Below are 16,876 nucleotides of genomic sequence, written 5' to 3' on the forward strand. Positions count from 1 at the left end.
TTGTAAATCCTTCATATAGTTTTGGCGAAAATGCGACTTCTCGCAGCCCTTCACAAGGACCGTGCAACAGTTTAGCATCGGAGGCACAAACAACCGCGAATCTCAGACGCCGCAAATGACGGCGTCCGATGAATCACACATCATCACGGATCACTTGAAAAACTGACGTTTGCCGCCATGCTCCTCATCCCACAGCGTCAACTCGTCGCGTGCGCCGGACGGCAAAACCGCGGGCGCACCAGCGCCCTGCCTCAACGCGAAGAATGTCAGCAGCAGCTGACGCTGCAAGCCGAACATCTGACGTTCCTGCTCCGGCGTCACATGATCATATCCAAGCAAATGCAAGATGCCATGAATCGTCAACAGCAGCATTTCATCCATAACGCTGTGACCCGCAGCCGCAGCCTGCTGTGCGGCCACCCATGGGCAAATCACGATATCGCCCAACACGCCTTCCATAACGGTACGGCCATCACCCGGGCGAAGTTCATCCATCGGGAAGCTCATCACATCGGTCGGGCCTTCCAGATTCATCCAACGCATATGCAATTGCGCAATCGGATCAGGGTCGACGAACATAATCGTCAGATCAGACTGCGTGCTCACACGCATCTGATCCATCACCCACACACCCAAATCGGAGAATGCTTTCTCATCAATTTGCCAAACGGTTTCATTTGTCACTTCGACGCTCATTGAGCATCCTCCTCATTATTCTGCTTCGCCAGGTTGCGGCGATACTCACGTCCATGATCGCCGACGATTGCAGCATGCTGATCATACGCGGCGACGATGCGCCCCACCAAAGCGTGACGTACAACATCCTCGGCCTGCAAATGCGCGAAGGCGATATCGTCGATGCCGTCAAGAATATGCTCGATCGATGCCAAGCCGGAGCGCGGCACCGCCAAATCAACCTGAGTGATGTCGCCGGTAATCACCATCGTCGTATTGAAGCCCAAGCGCGTCAGGAACATCTTCATCTGCTGTTCGGTCGTATTCTGCGCCTCGTCAAGAATCACAAACGCATCGTTCAGCGTGCGGCCACGCATATAGGCAAGCGGCGCAACTTCAATCGTACCGTCATCCATATAACGATGCAGCTGATCGGCACCAAGCATATCGGACAATGCGTCATACAACGGGCGAAGATACGGATCCACTTTCTCATTCAGAGTGCCCGGCAAAAAGCCGAGGTTCTCACCCGCTTCCACCGCGGGACGTGTCAGAATAATGCGGCGCACACGGCGATCCTGGAACGCGCGCACTGCCTTGGCGACAGCAAGATAGGTTTTGCCCGTACCCGCGGGGCCAATCGCGAATGTGATCGTATGCGATTCAATGGCGTTCACATACGCGACCTGACCAGCGGTTTTTGCGCGAACCGGTTTGCCAGTGGCAAAGGCGATCACACCAGGCACCTGCGGCTTACGGCGTAGACCATCCTCCGTCGTGCGTGCCTGCGGAAGACGATCCTCCGCATCCATACGAAGCTGCTCCATTTTTTCGCCGTGTCCCGGATATGTGCGACGCACATCATTGCGCAGCACACGCTGATCCATCAAACGACGAACCGTATCAGCATCCATCGGCGCCACATATGCTGCCTGGATGATGTCTTCAATCACATGCTGCGCCTGCGCCGCCTGCGACTCGGTCTGCTTCGAACGAGACATAACACCGATGCGATTGCCTCGAATGACAATCGTCAAATCAGGGAAAGCGCGTTCGACCTCGCGAATCACTTCATCACCCGGACCGAAAACCGTAACCGGATTAAGCTGCTGAGGAATCGTAATGGTACGTGTCGTTGTTGCCACTGAACCTCTTCTTATGTCGTTATGCGTATTGCCGCATTGATGTCGTAGTCGATGCTGCGTTGTTTATACCGCGTTCGTCTATGCTGCGCTTATGCCGCGCACCGCAAGCCGACCATTGTCAGCTACTCCGCTAGTTTTTCGCCAGTCAGTACGTGAGCATGCACATGGAATACGGACTGGCCGGCGTCCAAACCAGTGTTGAAAATCAGGCGATACGCGCCGTGGAATTCTTTATCGGCGATCCGCTGCGCGACTTCGACCATATGGGACAGCTGCACACTGTCGGAATCCGCCAAAGCGGCGACGTTCTCGCAATGCGACTTCGGAACGATCAGCACATGCACCTTGGCCTGCGGATTAATGTCCTTGAACGCGTACGTGGTGTCGTCCTCATACACCTTGTCGCTCGGAATCTCACCAGCGATGATCTTGCAGAACAGGCAATCCGAATCAGTCATGATGCTCCCTCCACCAAGTCAATGGCATTTACGCAACCCATGCTATTGCGCATTGCGGATAACGCGCGGGATCATTTCGTTTTCAGGAAAAACGTCCCACCGAACGCGCCAGCAACGACAATGCGACGGGACCAGCAGCGGAAGCCCTCAGAATATTCGCGCCCAATACGCATACCTCCGCGCCTGCATCCGTAAACATGCCGACCTCCTGATCGCTGATGCCGCCTTCCGGCCCTACCACCACATAAATGGTGCGTTCCTGACCGTCTTGCAGGCAACGGTCGCACAGCACGCGAATCCGATCGTCGATTTCATCCCATGTGCGCGTCGCATCCTGATGCAGCACAATCACCAGGCTTGCACGCACGCAGGCGCGCCGGCAAATCGCCACGACCTGCTTTGAGGAAACGCATTCCCCCAATTCAGGCATCCACGCGCGACGAGACTGCTCGGTTGCCGCCTGCAATACCTGACTCCACTTGCGGTCGGTACGCCCCACCTTCCATTTGGCGATCGAACGATCAGCCTGCCAAGGAACCACCTCATCAACACCAATCTGCGTGGCCACATCGATGGCCTGCTCGTCATGGCCGTTCTTCGCCAATGCCTGAATCAGCGACAGCCTGACTTTCGGAGCCGGCTCCCTGCCGAATTCAAGTACCTCCGCAATACCCTGCTGCTCGTCACGAAGCACGGCGCGTACACGCAATCCCTTGCCATCAGACAGCTGCAATTCATCGCCTGCCTTCAAACGCATCGACTGCACGGCGTGACGTTTTACGGACGCCGGCAGCGTCAGCTTCCATCCAGCATGCATACCATCGCTGTTAATCGGCACGTCATCATGTTCGGTATCAAGCAAAAACAAAGGATTCGTCATGCTTACAGGCTACACAGAAGAAGCGCGACACGCCGTATTTGCGCAACCCGCTACTCTCGCGTATATTTTTAACTCGTTGCCGCGCAAAGCAGCAGATAAGTCCGGGTGGCGGAATGGTAGACGCGCTAGCTTGAGGTGCTAGTGCCTATTTATACAGGCGTGCGGGTTCAAGTCCCGCTCCGGACACAGGTAAGGCCGGTTCCCAAGAGATTGGGAGCCGGCCTTTCACATTACCGACGAATTCACGTCTCGTGAAACCGTTCGACACTTCGAGAACCGTTCGGCGAAACCGCTCCGATGCAATAATCGACGCGAAACATTCGGCATGGGAAAGGCAGTGGCATGCAATTCATCACTTTGGAAAGCATTGACGACGAACGCGTCGCTCCGTATGTGAATCTGACTGAGATGCAGCTGCGTAATCGTTTGGAACCGGAGAAGGGCCTGTTCATCGCGGAATCCCCGAAGGTGATCGACCGTGCGCTGGCAGCCGGTCGTGAACCGATTTCCCTGCTGGTCGAAGAGCCGTGGATTGAAGGCATGGCTGATACTTTCGCGGTGATTGAAGAACGTTGGGGTACGAATATTCCCGTATATGTCGCCTCCCCCGAACAACTGAAGCGTTTGACCGGCTATCGTTTGCATCGTGGCGCGCTGTCGGCGATGAAACGCTGGCCACTGCCCAATGTCGAGGATGTGTGCCGGAATGCGCGGCGTATTGCGGTGATGGAGAATATCGTCGACCACACGAACGTCGGCGCTCTGATGCGTTCGGCGGCCGCTCTTGGCGTTGATGCAGTGTTGGTGACGCCGTCGTGCGGCGATCCGCTGTACCGCCGCGCCGCGCGCGTTTCGATGGGTACGGTGTTTCAAGTGCCGTGGACGCGTATCGGCAAGGAAAAGAACGACTGGCCGTTCGTTGGCATGCAGACTTTACATGATTTGGGATTTACGACGGTTGCGATGGCGTTGGAAGACGATTCCATTTCGTTGGATGAGCTAGTTCGCCGTTTGAACACTGATTCCACAGCGCCTGATTACATCGACAAGCTTGCGCTGATTTTCGGCACGGAGGGCGACGGGCTATCGCATCATACGATTTCACGCGCCGATTTAACGGTGAAAATTCCGATGTATCACGATGTCGACAGTTTGAATGTGGCGGCATCCAGCGCCGTTGCATTCTACGCGACCGCCGTGCGCAATCAATAGTCAGCTGCACATATTGTATTGGCGATATACAGTGTGATTTTGTGCGCTAATATGCACAAAATCACACATTCTCCTTTTGATTTTGTCGAATAAACAAAATCTCGATGAAAATCTTTCGACGCGCGATCAAATCTCCCTGTCCCAACTTATTTTTGTGCAATTATTGTGCGTGTGGTTGGCCAGCAACGATGCGGGCTGATGCAGGACAAACGTAGTGCGGTGTCGAAAGACGCTCTTAGAGAGGAGTAATGATGGTAAAGAATCCCAAGATCCTTTCCATTGTGTTGGCAGGCGGCGAAGGAACACGACTGATGCCTCTGACCCGCGACCGAGCTAAGCCGGCGGTTCCATTCGGTGGTGTGTTCCGCTTGATTGATTTCCCGCTGAGCAATCTGGTGAACTCCGGATACCAGCATGTGATTGTGCTGACCCAGTACAAGTCGCACTCTCTGGACCGTCATATTTCTCTTACTTGGCGTTTCTCGCCGTTGCTGGGCAACTACGTGTCCCCCGTTCCGGCACAGCAGCGTCTGGGCAAGCATTGGTATTTGGGGTCTGCAGACGCCATTTATCAGACTGTGAACATCATCGAGGATGTTCAGCCTGATATCGTCGTCATCGTCGGAGCCGATCACGTGTATCGCATGGACTTCCAACAGATGGTGCGACAGCATATCGAATCCGGAGCCGAGTTCACCGTCGCCGGTATTCGCCAGCCGATCAGCCAGTCCAATCAGTTTGGTGTGATCGATGTTGACCCCGACCATCCAAATATGATTCGTTCCTTCCAGGAGAAGCCGGAAACCGCTACAGGCCTGCCGGATGACCCGAATTCGATCCTTGCCTCGATGGGCAACTATGTTGCTAACACCGATGCTCTGTTCGAAGCTCTGTCGTTGGATGAGAAGGCCGAGAACACGAAGCATGATATGGGCGGCGACATCGCCCCATACTTCGCGTCCCGCCATGAGGCCGGCGTGTACGATTTCACAACGAATGAAATTCCAGGTTCCACCACGACCGATCACGCGTACTGGCGTGATGTGGGCACTCTCCGCCAGTTCTACGATGCGCATATGGATTTGATTTCGTATGAGCCGGAATTCAACCTGTATAACATGGAATGGCCTATCTACACGATGTCCGGCAATCTGCCGCCGGCAAAGTTCGTGCATGCCGGCCGCGATCGTCTCGGCCATGCCACTGATTCGATCGTCTCCCCTGGCGTTATCGTTTCCGGCGGTGAAGTGCATCATTCGGTGCTCTCCCCGAACGTCCATATCCATTCGTGGTCACAAGTCGTCGATTCAATTCTGTTCGACGGCGTGACAATCAACCGTCGTGCGCGCGTATACAAGGCGATTCTTGATAAGAACGTCGTACTGACCGAGAATTCCACGGTTGGCATCGATACGGAGCACGATCTCGCCCGCGGCTTCACAGTAACTCCGGAAGGCATCACCGTTGTGCCGAAGGGTACGGTCGTCGACGACTGACGTGTTTATGGAAAAGTGGCGCTTCGATTATTCGAAGCGCCACTTTTTATGCCGATTTTAATATAATGCCATAACGCTTGGTGCTTGGTGATCAGTATTGCGGCATTGCATCAAGATTGAAGCCCAATGCGGCAAGCTGTTCGCGACCTTCCGGTGTGATTTTCGCCGTCGACCAGCGCGGCTGCCAGGTCCAGTCGATTCGGAATTCGTCAACCAGCCCGGCAAGTGTGCTGGCGCATTCATCTTCGATTAGATCGGTCAACGGGCAGGCCGGCGTGGTCAACGTCATGGTGATGATGGCGCGTCCCAATTCGTCGATTTCAATGCCGTATACCAAACCCAAATCGATGACGTCGATACCCAATTCCGGGTCGATGACCTGATGCAGTGCTTCACGCACATCCGCAGCCGTGGCACGTCCGATTTCGTCAACGGCTTTCAACGGGATGCCGTCTTCCTGCTGTTGGCAGGAACAAGCTCCCTCTCCCCTGTGCTCGTGACCGCCACATCCACAACCGCCCGAGGCACGGCTATCGGCAGCGTCGGCGGCTGCAGCATGATTGCCGTCATCGCTCGACGTATACAGTGCAGCCAGATTCGGATTGGCCATAACACGACGGGCCGCGTCTTCGTTGCCGATCACCTTGTTCACCGAATCGAATACCGTTGCGGAGGGTTCCGGAACCAGATTGTCGCTCATTGTCACTCCATTATCGTTCTTGACGTCGTATCCACCATATCCGACCGCCTTGCGACATGCCAGTCACACAAAGCCGAAATCGTGTATCAGGCGGACGCCAACGCCTTTACCACCGAATCCTTCATGCCTTCCCATCCAAGCAACGCGCATTTGATACGCATCGGATATTTGGAGGCTCCCTGGAATACGATGGCGTCACCCAATCGTTCTTCAGCGTCTTCATTGTTCAAACCTGCGCCACGTGATTCCATCAATTTGTGGAAATCGGCGGCCAATGCCATCGCGTCATCGATTGTCTGCCCCTCAATAAGGTCGACCATAATGGACAGGCTTGCCTGCGAAATGGAGCAACCGTGGCCATCCCAGACGATACGACTGATGCGATGCGGCTCGTCCGTTGAAATTTCAACATGAACCGTCGCCTCATCGCCGCAGGTCGGATTGAATTGATGTGATTCACCGGGTACGCAATACTCATGCAACGCGCGCATGGTGCTGTTTGTTCCCGTCGACGCGCCCTCCTGCGCAAGGTCAGACGCAAAATGCTCCTTACCATGCGGATCCTTCGATGCTTCCAGGATGACTTCCTGGTACATCTGTTCAAGATCCGCGTCACCTATACCGAAATCGTTCATATTCCTGCCATTTCGTTATCTGTCTCGGAGTCGCTGTGTTTTGTGATTATGCGGCGCCGAAGAAGTCCCGCACTTGAGCGACCGCATCAATCAGTCTCTCGGCGTCTTCAACCGTGTTGTATACGCCCGTCGATGCACGATTCGACGCGTAAATGCCGAAATGACGGTGCACAGGCTGTGCGCAATGATGGCCGACGCGAATGGCGATACCCTTCGCATCAATGAATTGGCCGACATCATGCGGATGCACGCCTTCAACGTCAAATGCGACCGTGCCGATACGCCGCTCGGCCGAACGAGGACCGAGGATACGTACACCATCGATATCACCCAGTTTCAGCAGTTGATCGGTGATTTGACGTTCATGCGCTTCGATGGCATCCATGCCGATATTCGACATCCACTTCGCGGCTGCGGCCGCCGCGACGACCTGAGCCACAGGCTGGGTTCCCGCTTCGAATTTCGCAGGAGGAGTCATGTATTGCGCGGGTGCGTCCATCCAAGCCAATTCCACCATGGACCCGCCGAAATTCGCAGGCGGCAACGCCTCCAGCAGACTGCGACGCCCATACAGGAAGCCCACGCCGGTCGGGCCGTACATTTTATGGGCGCTCCACACTGCAAAGTCGACGTCCAAAGCATGCATGTCGACAGCCAGATGCGGAACGGACTGGCAGGCGTCCAATATGAACAGGCCGCCCACGTCGTGTGTGCGCCGCACAATCGGTACGATATCAGTGATTGCACCAGTGACGTTGCCTACATGAGTGACGGCGACGACGCGAGTGCGTTCGGTGATAGTCGATTCAAGCGCATCGGTACGGATGCGCCCTTCAACGTCAAGATCCAGCCATTTGAGCGTGGCACCGGTGCGGGCGGCCAACTCCTGGAAGGGCAGCAACACGGAATGATGTTCCGCTTTGGACACGACGATTTCATCGCCCGGCTTCAACGTGAACCGTTCCGCCAGCTTGCCTCCACGGCCTAAGGATGCCAATCCGAATGCATTGGCCAACAGATTCAATCCGCCTGTGGCGCCGGAAGTGACGACGATTTCCTCGCCGCCTTCCTGCCATTCGGCGCCGACGAAACGTGCGATGGTCGCGCGCGCATCTTCGAACGCCATGGTGGAACGGGCCGCCAATTCATGAGCGCCACGGTGCACGCCGGCGTTGATGGTGCGGTAGAACTCGGTTTCCGCATCAATCACGTATTCCGGTTTCTGCGCGGTGGCCGCCGAATCAAGATAATCCAGCGGCACGCCATGAATCAGCTGATGCAGAATCGGAAATTGGCTTCGGATGGAAGCAAGATCTGTACTCATGCCAAAGCCGATTCCGAATCGGAGCCTTCCGGCAGATACTGGTCGTAGCCGTTCTCTTCCAGCTCGTCGGCCAGCTCAGGGCCTGCCGTGCGCACAAAGTGGCCGTCGGCGAATACGTGCACGATATCCGGCTTGATGTACTTGAGGATACGCGTGTAGTGCGTGACCATAAGCACGCCGAAGTTATTCGCTTCCTTCGCGCGATTTACACCTTCGGATACGATGCGCAGCGCGTCGACGTCCAGACCGGAATCGGTTTCGTCAAGAATGGCGAACTTCGGCTTGAGCAATTCCAGCTGCAGCACTTCGGCGCGCTTCTTCTCGCCGCCGGAGAAGCCTTCGTTCACGGAACGGGTGGCGAATTTCGGATCCATCTTCAGTCGCTTCATCGCCTCGGTCAGTTCCTTCGTCCACGTGCGAATCGCAGGGGCCTTGCCGTCTATCTCCGTCTTCGCAGTGCGCAGGAAGTTCGTCATGGACACGCCCGGCACTTCCACCGGATACTGCATGGCCAGGAACAGGCCGGCCTTGGCACGCTCGTCCGGGGTCATCATCAGCAGGTCTTCGCCGTCAAGCAGCACTTGGCCGGAATCGATCTCATACTTCGGATGGCCGGCAATCGTGTAAGCCAGCGTGGACTTGCCCGAACCGTTCGGGCCCATGATCGCGTGCACTTCGCCGGAATTGACGGTGAGGTTCACGCCCTTCAGAATCTGCTTGCGGCCTTCCTTGGTTTCCACCGAGGCGTACAGGTCTTTGATTTCAAGAGTTGACATGCTGTATTTCCTCCAATTCAAGTCTCAAATTCACGCCGCATCGGCAGCGTTCACGTTTTCGCTGCGCGTCAGACGACGATCGATCACGTTCATCAAGTGTTCCGAAATAGCGTCGACGCCAATCTCTTCAACCAACTCGCCGAAGAAGCCGCGCACCACCAGCTTGCGGGCTTCCTTTTCCGAAATGCCGCGCGACTGCAGATAGAACAGCTCCTCATCGTCGAAACGGCCCACCGAACTGGCGTGACCGGCGCCGACGATATTGCCGTTTTCAATTTCCAGATTCGGCTCGGAATCGGCGATTGCACCCGGAGTAAGCACCAGATTTCGGTTCAGCTCATAGGAATCCGTGCCCGGCGCATTCGGCTCGATCAGAGCGTTGCCGACCCACGTACTGTGCGCGCCCTTGCCGGAGAGCGCACCCTTGTAGACCACGCGGGACTTGCATTCGGGCTGATTGTGCACGACCATCGTGCGATGTTCGATATGTTCTCCCGGATCGACGAAGTAAATGCCCAGCATATTGAGATCCGCCTGAGGACCGGCAAAATCCTGGTCCATGCGAATGCGCACGAAATCGCCGCCCAAGGTCACGGCCGAATGACGCAGCGATGCGGCCTCCCCCACATGAATGCGATGGTTGCCGACATGCTTGCTGCCCGGCTCCCACTCCTGAACGAACGTAGTCGACACGTGTGAATCCTTGCCGGTGACGATTTCGACGCCTTCAGCCAGACACGCCGGGCCATTATGCTCAACGACAATATCGGCGTGCACATTGGCTTCGGCGATGATGACCAGGTGCAGCGCATCCAAGTCGAAATCCTTGCCCTTAACGTTGATCAGCACAGGCTGCTGCGTGTCGGCGGTGATGCGCACAACGGTGGCGGTGCGACCGGAATGCCATTCCACAACCGAAGCTCGATCATTCGGCTTGGAAACGGTTCCCGTGGGAATCTCTCCCATACGCACGGTTTGCACATTGACGATCGCCGGATCAAACGACGTGCCATCAACATTGCCTACCGTGATTTCGGTATGGCCGCTCGGCTCGAATACGTCGAAGAATTCAGAAATACGATCGACCGGAGTGAAACGCCAGTCATCCTGATTGCGTTCCGGCATGGAAAAATCATCCAATTCGAACGAACGCGGAGCACGGTCGGCGCTGGACGGCATGCCGGCCGGATTCGCGTACGAGTCGTTCTTTCCCGCAACGGGAATGTTGATTTCGGTTTCTGCTGCCATAGATCAGCCCACCGATCCTTCCATCTGCAATTCCACAAGTCTGTTCAGCTCAAGCGCGTATTCCATCGGCAGCTCACGGCTGATCGGCTCGACAAAGCCACGCACGATCATGCCCATGGCTTCCTTTTCTTCAAGGCCACGGCTCATCAGATAGAACAGCTGATCTTCGGACACCTTCGACACCGTGGCCTCATGAGCCATGGAAACGTCGTCCTCGCGCACGTCCACATGTGGATACGTGTCGGTACGGCTGTAATCGTCGACCAGCAGTGCGTCACAGACCACATTCGAGGAAGATCCCTCAGCGCCCTTGACGATCTTGACCAGGCCACGGTACGCGGAACGGCCGCCGCCACGGGAAATGGACTTCGCCACAATCGTGGAGCTTGTATGAGGCGCGAGATGAATCATTTTCGCGCCCGTATCCTGATACTGACCTGTGCCGGCGAAACCAAGCGACATCGTGGATGCGCTGGCATATGGCTCAGCGAGAATACAGGCCGGATATTTCATCGTGGCCTTCGAACCGATATTGCCGTCAACCCATTCCATCGTGCCGCCTTCGCGCACATACGCGCGCTGCGTCACCAGGTTGTACACGTTGTTCGACCAGTTCTGCACGGTGGTGTAACGCACGCGGGCATGCGGTTCGACGAAGATCTCGACAACGCCGGAATGCAGCGAATCAGTGGAATAGATCGGTGCCGTGCAGCCTTCGACATAATGCACGTAGGAGCCTTCGTCGGCGATGATCAGCGTACGTTCGAATTGGCCCATATTCGGGGTGTTGATACGGAAATACGCCTGCAGCGGGATATCGACATGTACGCCCTTCGGCACATATACAAAGGAGCCGCCCGACCATGCGGCCGTGTTCAGGGCGGAGAACTTGTTGTCATTACTCGGAATGCACTTGCCGAAATACTTCTGCACAAGTTCCGGATACTCCTGCACGGCGGTATCGGTATCCACAAAGATGACGCCCTGCTTTTTCAGATCTTCCTGAATCGAATTGTAAATGACTTCGGATTCATACTGGGCGGCAACGCCTGAAACAAGACGGCTTTTCTCGGCTTCAGGAATGCCAAGCTTGTCATACGTCTTGCGAATATCGTCCGGCAGGTCCTCCCACGTCGCAGCCTGCTTATCGATCGGCTTGACATAATACTTGAAGTCATCGGCGTTGAAATCATCCAAATCAACGCCCCACTTCGGCATTGGGCGATTGATGAAATCACGATATCCTTCAAGACGCTTTTCCAGCATCCATTCCGGCTCGTTCTTATCGGCGGAAATCTCACGAACGACCTGCTCGCTGATGCCCTTCTTCGCGGCTTCGCCGGCAGCGTCTGAATCATGCCAGCCATACGTGTAATCGCCGAACTGGCTGATGATCTCTTCGTCCTGACGAAGCTTTTCCTCATTCACACGGCCGCGGTCTGCCACATACTGGCTCATCTCCACGTCTGCCGCCGCGTTTGGCGCTTGGTTCTCACTCACCTACGCTGCCTCCAATCACGATGTAGTCCTGAATCAAACTAACAGAATTTATACGGCCACGCCAGTATTCAGTGCAAAATACGATTCGCCTACAGCGTGACATACCTAACACATGCTTACACACAGCCACATGGATGTGCAATGGCAGCGGTTTCTCTGACATGCAGTAAGCCCCGCGACATGGCGGGGCTTACTGTTTGTGCGCTTTCGCATGCGAGGCTTTCCGCATTCACCCATGGACCATACGGCTACTGCTGCACGTGCACGCTGGTTCCATACAGACACCAACCGTAGAACCATTCGGCAACATCCCAACCGATGCCGACGCAGCCATGGGAAGTGTTGGCGTTCATTGCGGCAATCTGCGCATCCGTCATCGGGGAGACGATACGATGGATCGCGCAACCGGTTTTCGAGAAGTAATTGACGAATCCGACATCCTTGACATCCCACTGTGACGTGGATCCATCGGACAGAGTCAGATTACCGCTCATGTCCTGCGACTGGTACTTCAGCCAAATGGTGAAATCACCGGTCGGCGTGCACAGGTCGCCAGTGCATGCGCCAGTGGCGCGATTATTGCCTTCGCCCGCGGACATACTCATCGTCTTGACCAGCTTGTCGTTTTCGTAGGCATATACCTTGCCATCGGACAGATCGACGACGACATGGCGCTTCGTCGTAATCTCCTTCATCGGGTCGACTGTGCCTTCGACTTCGATGTTGCCACCACCATTCGCCAGCGCTTCAACGCCCTGAACGCCGATATTCGCGTCGGCACCGTCGGCCACAGTCACACCATCATGGCCTTCCGTAATGGTTTCCAGCACATCACCATTATTATTGACAATGGTTTCGCGGTCTTCGCGACCCGTTTTCAGATTTGGCTTGATGCTGTCCGAATAATACTGCTGCAATTTGTCGGCATTGAATACGACATAGCCGTTACGTGTTTCGTTCTTGGCGAGTACGGCGTTATCGTTCGCGTCGATTCGCATGGAAGCGAATAGCGCGGGGGCGTCCAATGTGGCGATTGCATGGTCGTCGATGGTGATTTGAATCGGATTGGCAACCAAATCATTCAGCGTTTTCTTCGCCTGATCGGCGATGTCGTCGGTGACGGCCGGATCGATGGTCTGCTTCTTCAACGCGATGGTCTGCGCGTCATGGCTTCCAAAGGATTCGATGACGTCACGCATTTCCTCGGCGATATCCGTAACGCCAAGACCTTCGCCCTGCTGAGCGGCGACGGTTTCGAAACCGGTGCCGTCGGCGTTCAATCGCACCGACGCGTCGACCGGCTTGGCCTCTTCAATGTCCAGCTTCTCATTCAGCGCGTCCGCAACCGCGGCCTTCGCGTTGAACGGGGCGTCGGCAATGTCAATGGTATTCCAGAAAGCGAACTGCTGCCACCAGGGAAGATCACGCTTCGCTTCGAACACTTCGGAAGCGATTGCATCAGAATCGACCGACAAGCCCAAATCTTCCAGCGATACCTTCACCGTCATATCGTTGTATGACACCTGCATGCCGACATCAGACACCTGCTGATCGATTTTAGCCGCAATCTGGCTTTGCGTGCGGCCAAGCATGGAAGTGCCCCACAATTTCACGCCCGGAAGCGTGTGCGACTGGAAAAACCAGACACCACCAGCACCTATCGCAGCCAACACCACCACAATCGTCAGCGGAATCCACAGCCACAGCAAACTACGCTTCTTCTTGGTGGCCAAGGCTTCGTCGTCGGCAAAATCAAGCGGCTGTACGTCTCCGACAACATTAATCGGAGTGAACACGCTTGTGGTATCGGCGTCGCTCATAGTCTGTTCATCATTCATCGCGTTGCGGTTTTCCTCAGGAAACTCCGCTGCGCTCCCCTGTGCTTCACTCATCTGCAATTCCTAAAGGTTTGCGTTCTGTTTGTGCTGCACGCACATCACCCGATAACGCCCCAATTATGCAACATGGTCATGAATTTTCGTGGAGAAAATCCATGGCCATGACGCTTATATTGTGTGATTTAGCTGACTATTCAATTGAAAATGTCTAGCTTCAATCATGTGCGGCTCAGTGTTCGCGCACGGCTCAGCGTTCGCGCTGATGATCAAGTGCGGCCTTCACCAGACCGGCGAACAGCGGATGCGGCTTCGTCGGGCGCGACTTGAACTCCGGATGTGCCTGCGTCGAAACGTAGAACGGGTGCACTTCTCGCGGCAGCTCAACGAATTCGGTCAGCTCACCGTCCGGACTCTGGCCGGAAATAACCAGTCCGGCTTCACGCAGACGATCCTTGTATGCCACGTTCACTTCGTAACGGTGACGATGACGTTCGGTGACATGCGTGGTGCCGTACAATTCGGCGACGATCGAACCTTCGAGCAGTTCCGCCGGATAGGAGCCCAAGCGCATCGTGTGGCCCATATCGCCATGACCAGCGACGATGTCCTTCTGCTCTTCCATCGTGGCGATAACCGGGTTCGCGCAATTCGGATCGAATTCGGAAGAGTTCGCGTCTTCGATGCCAAGCACGTCACGAGCGTATTCGATAACCATCGATTGCAGACCGAGACACAGACCAAGCGCCGGCAGTCCGTTTTCACGGGCAAAGCGCAGAGCACCGATCTTGCCGTCGATGCCGCGGATGCCGAAGCCACCCGGAATGCAGATGCCGTCGACCTGATCGAGCGCTGCTGCAGCGCCTTCGGGGCTGGCGCACTTATCGGCGGCGACCCACTTGACGTTGACCTTGGCCCAGTTGGCGAAACCACCGGCCTTGATGGCTTCGGTGACCGACAGGTAGGCATCCGGCAGGTCGATGTACTTGCCGACGATGGCGATGTTCACTTCGTGCTTCGGATGGTGGACGCGTTCCAGCAGGTCCTCCCATTCATCCCAATCTACGTCATGGAACGGCAGACCGAGCTCACGGACCACATAGGCGTCAAGGCCTTCATCGAACAGGATCTTCGGGACGTCGTAGATGCTCGGAGCATCCACACAATTGACCACGCCTTCGGCGTCCACGTCACACATCAGCGAAATCTTGTCCTTGATGGACTGGTTCAGCGGACGGTCGGAACGCAGCACCAATGCGTCCGGGGAGATGCCCAGCTGTCGCAGCATCATGACGGAGTGCTGGGTCGGCTTGGTCTTGAGCTCATGAGCGGCGGCGATGTACGGCACAAGGGAAACATGCACGAACATGCAGTTGTCGGCGCCCAGATCGCGACGAACTTCGCGGGCCGCCTCAAGGAACGGCTGGGATTCGATGTCGCCGACAGTGCCGCCGATTTCGGTGATGATCACATCGACATCGTCGGAAGCCTGCGCACGCATGCGCGACTTGATTTCGTTGGTGATGTGAGGAATGACCTGCACGCACTGGCCGAGATATTCACCGGCGCGTTCCTTACGCAGCACCTCCTGATAGATCTGGCCGGTGGTGACATTCGCCTTCTGGCTCAGATACACGTCAAGGAAACGCTCATAGTGGCCGATGTCCAAATCGGTTTCGGCGCCGTCTTCAGTAACGTAGACTTCGCCATGCTGGAACGGGTTCATCGTACCCGGATCCACATTGATGTACGGATCAAGCTTCTGCTGCAACACGTGGATGCCACGAGAGCGAAGCAGACGTCCAAGAGAAGAGGCCGTCAGGCCCTTGCCAAGAGATGAAACGACACCACCGGTGACGAAGATATGCTTGGTGACGTGTTCCTGAGAATTACCATGTTGTCTTCTGACCATGGAATTTCAGCATATCACCCTCATGTGACGCGGCGTGTTGCACATCTTACACTGCGGATTCATTCACCAATCCTCGTACGCATTCGAACATACACAAGGCGCACAGCACCGATAAAGGCACAAAATAGCGGTATTGCATGCCTTCTACCACTGCAGCATTTGATGACGTATATTGCAACCAGAGGGCCAAATATGTCAAGAGCACAATTCCCCCAGCAACCAAAACGGATGCCCACCAAAATAGAACATGCTCGCGATTCTGAATCTGTTTTACAGAGGCAGCAATCAAAATAATCAGCATCACAATAAATAAAATCCAGAAAATTCGAATCAGCAAACTGTCCAAAGGCCGGTCGAGATTTGATTTGGCTTCTAAAATCGACAATCCAATCGACCGTAGAGCATGAATCATCGCCTGCGGATCAGTCATCAAAGCATGCTTGCGCGCCGACATTTCTTCGTATGAAACAATCATTGGGGTTGTTACAAACCATCCAGTCAGCTTTAGCCAAATCAACACCCATCCAATTGCAAGCGTATCACCTACGCAGCATATCCAGGTGCGTATATCATATAGAACACTGTCGGAGATTGAAGTTTTTCCATCCTGCTTGCGGTAATTCACAAAACCAGATTGTTTATCAAGACAACGCTGGTTCCAAGGAATGAACAATATCAGCACAACAATGGGCAAATATATAAATTTACACATCGACACCGCTACACATACCGCAACGATGCCAATGCAATACAATGCCGATACTCGACAATACAGAGTACGAAAAATCATACAGGAAAGAAGAAAAGTCAGCGCCTGTGTCATTGAATCCGCTGAAATCGCAAAAGAATAACGAAACAGCATCAAAGGGCACAACATTATATGTCCCACAAAAACACGCCAATGGGGTAACAGCGCAACCCCAGCTGCCATACACCCCGCATATACCAGCAACGTAATCGTTTCAGTCAGCCTATACGTAATCAGTGCCGGCAAATTGAAAAACTTTCCAATTACAAAACCAATTAACTGCAGCAGGTATACAAACGGAGTATTCGTCGCTGTATTGTTATAGGGCACGT

General features: G+C 54.9%; 15 protein-coding genes and 1 tRNA gene. 3 read left to right on the plus strand and 13 right to left on the minus strand.

The features are described 5' to 3' along the window. Positions 1-150: 150 nt before the first annotated feature. From ybeY to AC1AWD_RS03905, 4 genes are all read right to left on the minus strand, one after another. Positions 151-696, minus strand: a complete 546-nt coding sequence (gene ybeY, locus AC1AWD_RS03890; RefSeq protein WP_476563869.1) for an rRNA maturation RNase YbeY — start codon at positions 694-696, stop codon at positions 151-153. Beyond that, positions 693-1,820, minus strand: a complete 1,128-nt coding sequence (locus AC1AWD_RS03895) for a PhoH family protein (RefSeq protein ID WP_476563870.1) — start codon at positions 1,818-1,820, stop codon at positions 693-695. The genes ybeY and AC1AWD_RS03895 overlap by 4 nt, the downstream gene beginning before the upstream one ends. Positions 1,821-1,942: 122 nt before the next feature. Then, complete coding sequence (locus AC1AWD_RS03900) at positions 1,943-2,278, minus strand: histidine triad nucleotide-binding protein (protein WP_476563872.1); 336 nt, start codon at positions 2,276-2,278, stop codon at positions 1,943-1,945. 82 nt (positions 2,279-2,360) lie between these two features. Further along, complete coding sequence (locus AC1AWD_RS03905) at positions 2,361-3,158, minus strand: 16S rRNA (uracil(1498)-N(3))-methyltransferase (RefSeq protein ID WP_476563873.1); 798 nt, start codon at positions 3,156-3,158, stop codon at positions 2,361-2,363. A gap of 99 nt (positions 3,159-3,257) precedes the next feature. Here AC1AWD_RS03905 and AC1AWD_RS03910 point away from each other — a divergent pair. The 3 genes from AC1AWD_RS03910 to glgC all read left to right on the plus strand — a co-directional run bounded on the left by AC1AWD_RS03910 (position 3,258) and on the right by glgC (position 5,866). Then, positions 3,258-3,344 (plus strand) — tRNA-Leu (locus AC1AWD_RS03910). Between the two features lie 156 nt (positions 3,345-3,500). After that, complete coding sequence (locus AC1AWD_RS03915) at positions 3,501-4,370, plus strand: TrmH family RNA methyltransferase (RefSeq protein WP_476563875.1); 870 nt, start codon at positions 3,501-3,503, stop codon at positions 4,368-4,370. Between the two features lie 251 nt (positions 4,371-4,621). Continuing rightward, positions 4,622-5,866, plus strand: a complete 1,245-nt coding sequence (glgC, locus tag AC1AWD_RS03920) for a glucose-1-phosphate adenylyltransferase (protein ID WP_476563877.1) — start codon at positions 4,622-4,624, stop codon at positions 5,864-5,866. Between the two features lie 91 nt (positions 5,867-5,957). On the opposite strand, the gene AC1AWD_RS03925 is transcribed toward glgC, so the two are convergent. The 9 genes from AC1AWD_RS03925 to AC1AWD_RS03965 all read right to left on the minus strand — a co-directional run bounded on the left by AC1AWD_RS03925 (position 5,958) and on the right by AC1AWD_RS03965 (position 16,874). Continuing rightward, the gene (locus AC1AWD_RS03925) at positions 5,958-6,566 is read right to left on the minus strand and encodes a metal-sulfur cluster assembly factor (RefSeq protein WP_476563878.1); all 609 of its coding nucleotides are present in this window, start codon (positions 6,564-6,566) and stop codon (positions 5,958-5,960) included. An 86-nt stretch (positions 6,567-6,652) separates the two neighbouring features. Beyond that, a complete protein-coding gene (gene sufU, locus AC1AWD_RS03930; protein ID WP_476563880.1) occupies positions 6,653-7,201 on the minus strand; it encodes a Fe-S cluster assembly sulfur transfer protein SufU in 549 nt (182 codons plus the stop codon). A gap of 46 nt (positions 7,202-7,247) precedes the next feature. Further along, positions 7,248-8,525 carry a SufS family cysteine desulfurase gene (locus AC1AWD_RS03935; RefSeq protein WP_476563882.1) on the minus strand — a complete coding sequence of 426 codons (1,278 nt, stop codon included), beginning with the start codon at positions 8,523-8,525 and terminating at the stop codon, positions 7,248-7,250. Further along, complete coding sequence (gene sufC, locus AC1AWD_RS03940; protein ID WP_476563884.1) at positions 8,522-9,301, minus strand: Fe-S cluster assembly ATPase SufC; 780 nt, start codon at positions 9,299-9,301, stop codon at positions 8,522-8,524. The genes AC1AWD_RS03935 and sufC overlap by 4 nt, the downstream gene beginning before the upstream one ends. Positions 9,302-9,331: 30 nt before the next feature. Further along, positions 9,332-10,549 carry a Fe-S cluster assembly protein SufD gene (gene sufD / locus AC1AWD_RS03945; RefSeq protein ID WP_476563885.1) on the minus strand — a complete coding sequence of 406 codons (1,218 nt, stop codon included), beginning with the start codon at positions 10,547-10,549 and terminating at the stop codon, positions 9,332-9,334. A gap of 3 nt (positions 10,550-10,552) precedes the next feature. Then, positions 10,553-12,007 (minus strand): Fe-S cluster assembly protein SufB, encoded by a 1,455-nt coding sequence (gene sufB / locus AC1AWD_RS03950; protein WP_476564573.1) that lies wholly within the window; start codon positions 12,005-12,007, stop codon positions 10,553-10,555. A gap of 290 nt (positions 12,008-12,297) precedes the next feature. Continuing rightward, positions 12,298-13,941: a L,D-transpeptidase family protein gene (locus AC1AWD_RS03955; RefSeq protein ID WP_476563887.1), complete on the minus strand. Its 1,644-nt coding sequence runs from the start codon at positions 13,939-13,941 to the stop codon at positions 12,298-12,300. Between the two features lie 193 nt (positions 13,942-14,134). After that, positions 14,135-15,796: a CTP synthase gene (locus AC1AWD_RS03960; RefSeq protein ID WP_476563888.1), complete on the minus strand. Its 1,662-nt coding sequence runs from the start codon at positions 15,794-15,796 to the stop codon at positions 14,135-14,137. A 46-nt stretch (positions 15,797-15,842) separates the two neighbouring features. After that, a complete protein-coding gene (locus tag AC1AWD_RS03965; RefSeq protein ID WP_476563890.1) occupies positions 15,843-16,874 on the minus strand; it encodes a DUF2142 domain-containing protein in 1,032 nt (343 codons plus the stop codon). Between the last annotated feature and the right edge of the window lie 2 nt (positions 16,875-16,876).

Source organism: Bifidobacterium sp. LH_512, from assembly GCF_056356435.1.

Excerpts from the sequence above, each read along its gene's own strand:
- glgC (WP_476563877.1), top strand. The coding sequence starts at position 4,622 with ATGGTAAAGAATCCCAAGATCCTTTCCATTGTGTTGGCAGGCGGCGAA.
- sufB (WP_476564573.1), bottom strand. The coding sequence starts at position 12,007 with ATGAGCCAGTATGTGGCAGACCGCGGCCGTGTGAATGAGGAAAAGCTT.
- sufU (WP_476563880.1), bottom strand. The coding sequence starts at position 7,201 with ATGAACGATTTCGGTATAGGTGACGCGGATCTTGAACAGATGTACCAG.
- ybeY (WP_476563869.1), bottom strand. The coding sequence starts at position 696 with ATGAGCGTCGAAGTGACAAATGAAACCGTTTGGCAAATTGATGAGAAA.
- AC1AWD_RS03925 (WP_476563878.1), bottom strand. The coding sequence starts at position 6,566 with ATGAGCGACAATCTGGTTCCGGAACCCTCCGCAACGGTATTCGATTCG.
- AC1AWD_RS03900 (WP_476563872.1), bottom strand. The coding sequence starts at position 2,278 with ATGACTGATTCGGATTGCCTGTTCTGCAAGATCATCGCTGGTGAGATT.
- AC1AWD_RS03905 (WP_476563873.1), bottom strand. The coding sequence starts at position 3,158 with ATGACGAATCCTTTGTTTTTGCTTGATACCGAACATGATGACGTGCCG.
- AC1AWD_RS03955 (WP_476563887.1), bottom strand. The coding sequence starts at position 13,941 with ATGAGTGAAGCACAGGGGAGCGCAGCGGAGTTTCCTGAGGAAAACCGC.
- sufC (WP_476563884.1), bottom strand. The coding sequence starts at position 9,301 with ATGTCAACTCTTGAAATCAAAGACCTGTACGCCTCGGTGGAAACCAAG.
- AC1AWD_RS03935 (WP_476563882.1), bottom strand. The coding sequence starts at position 8,525 with ATGAGTACAGATCTTGCTTCCATCCGAAGCCAATTTCCGATTCTGCAT.
- AC1AWD_RS03915 (WP_476563875.1), top strand. The coding sequence starts at position 3,501 with ATGCAATTCATCACTTTGGAAAGCATTGACGACGAACGCGTCGCTCCG.
- sufD (WP_476563885.1), bottom strand. The coding sequence starts at position 10,549 with ATGGCAGCAGAAACCGAAATCAACATTCCCGTTGCGGGAAAGAACGAC.
- AC1AWD_RS03960 (WP_476563888.1), bottom strand. The coding sequence starts at position 15,796 with ATGGTCAGAAGACAACATGGTAATTCTCAGGAACACGTCACCAAGCAT.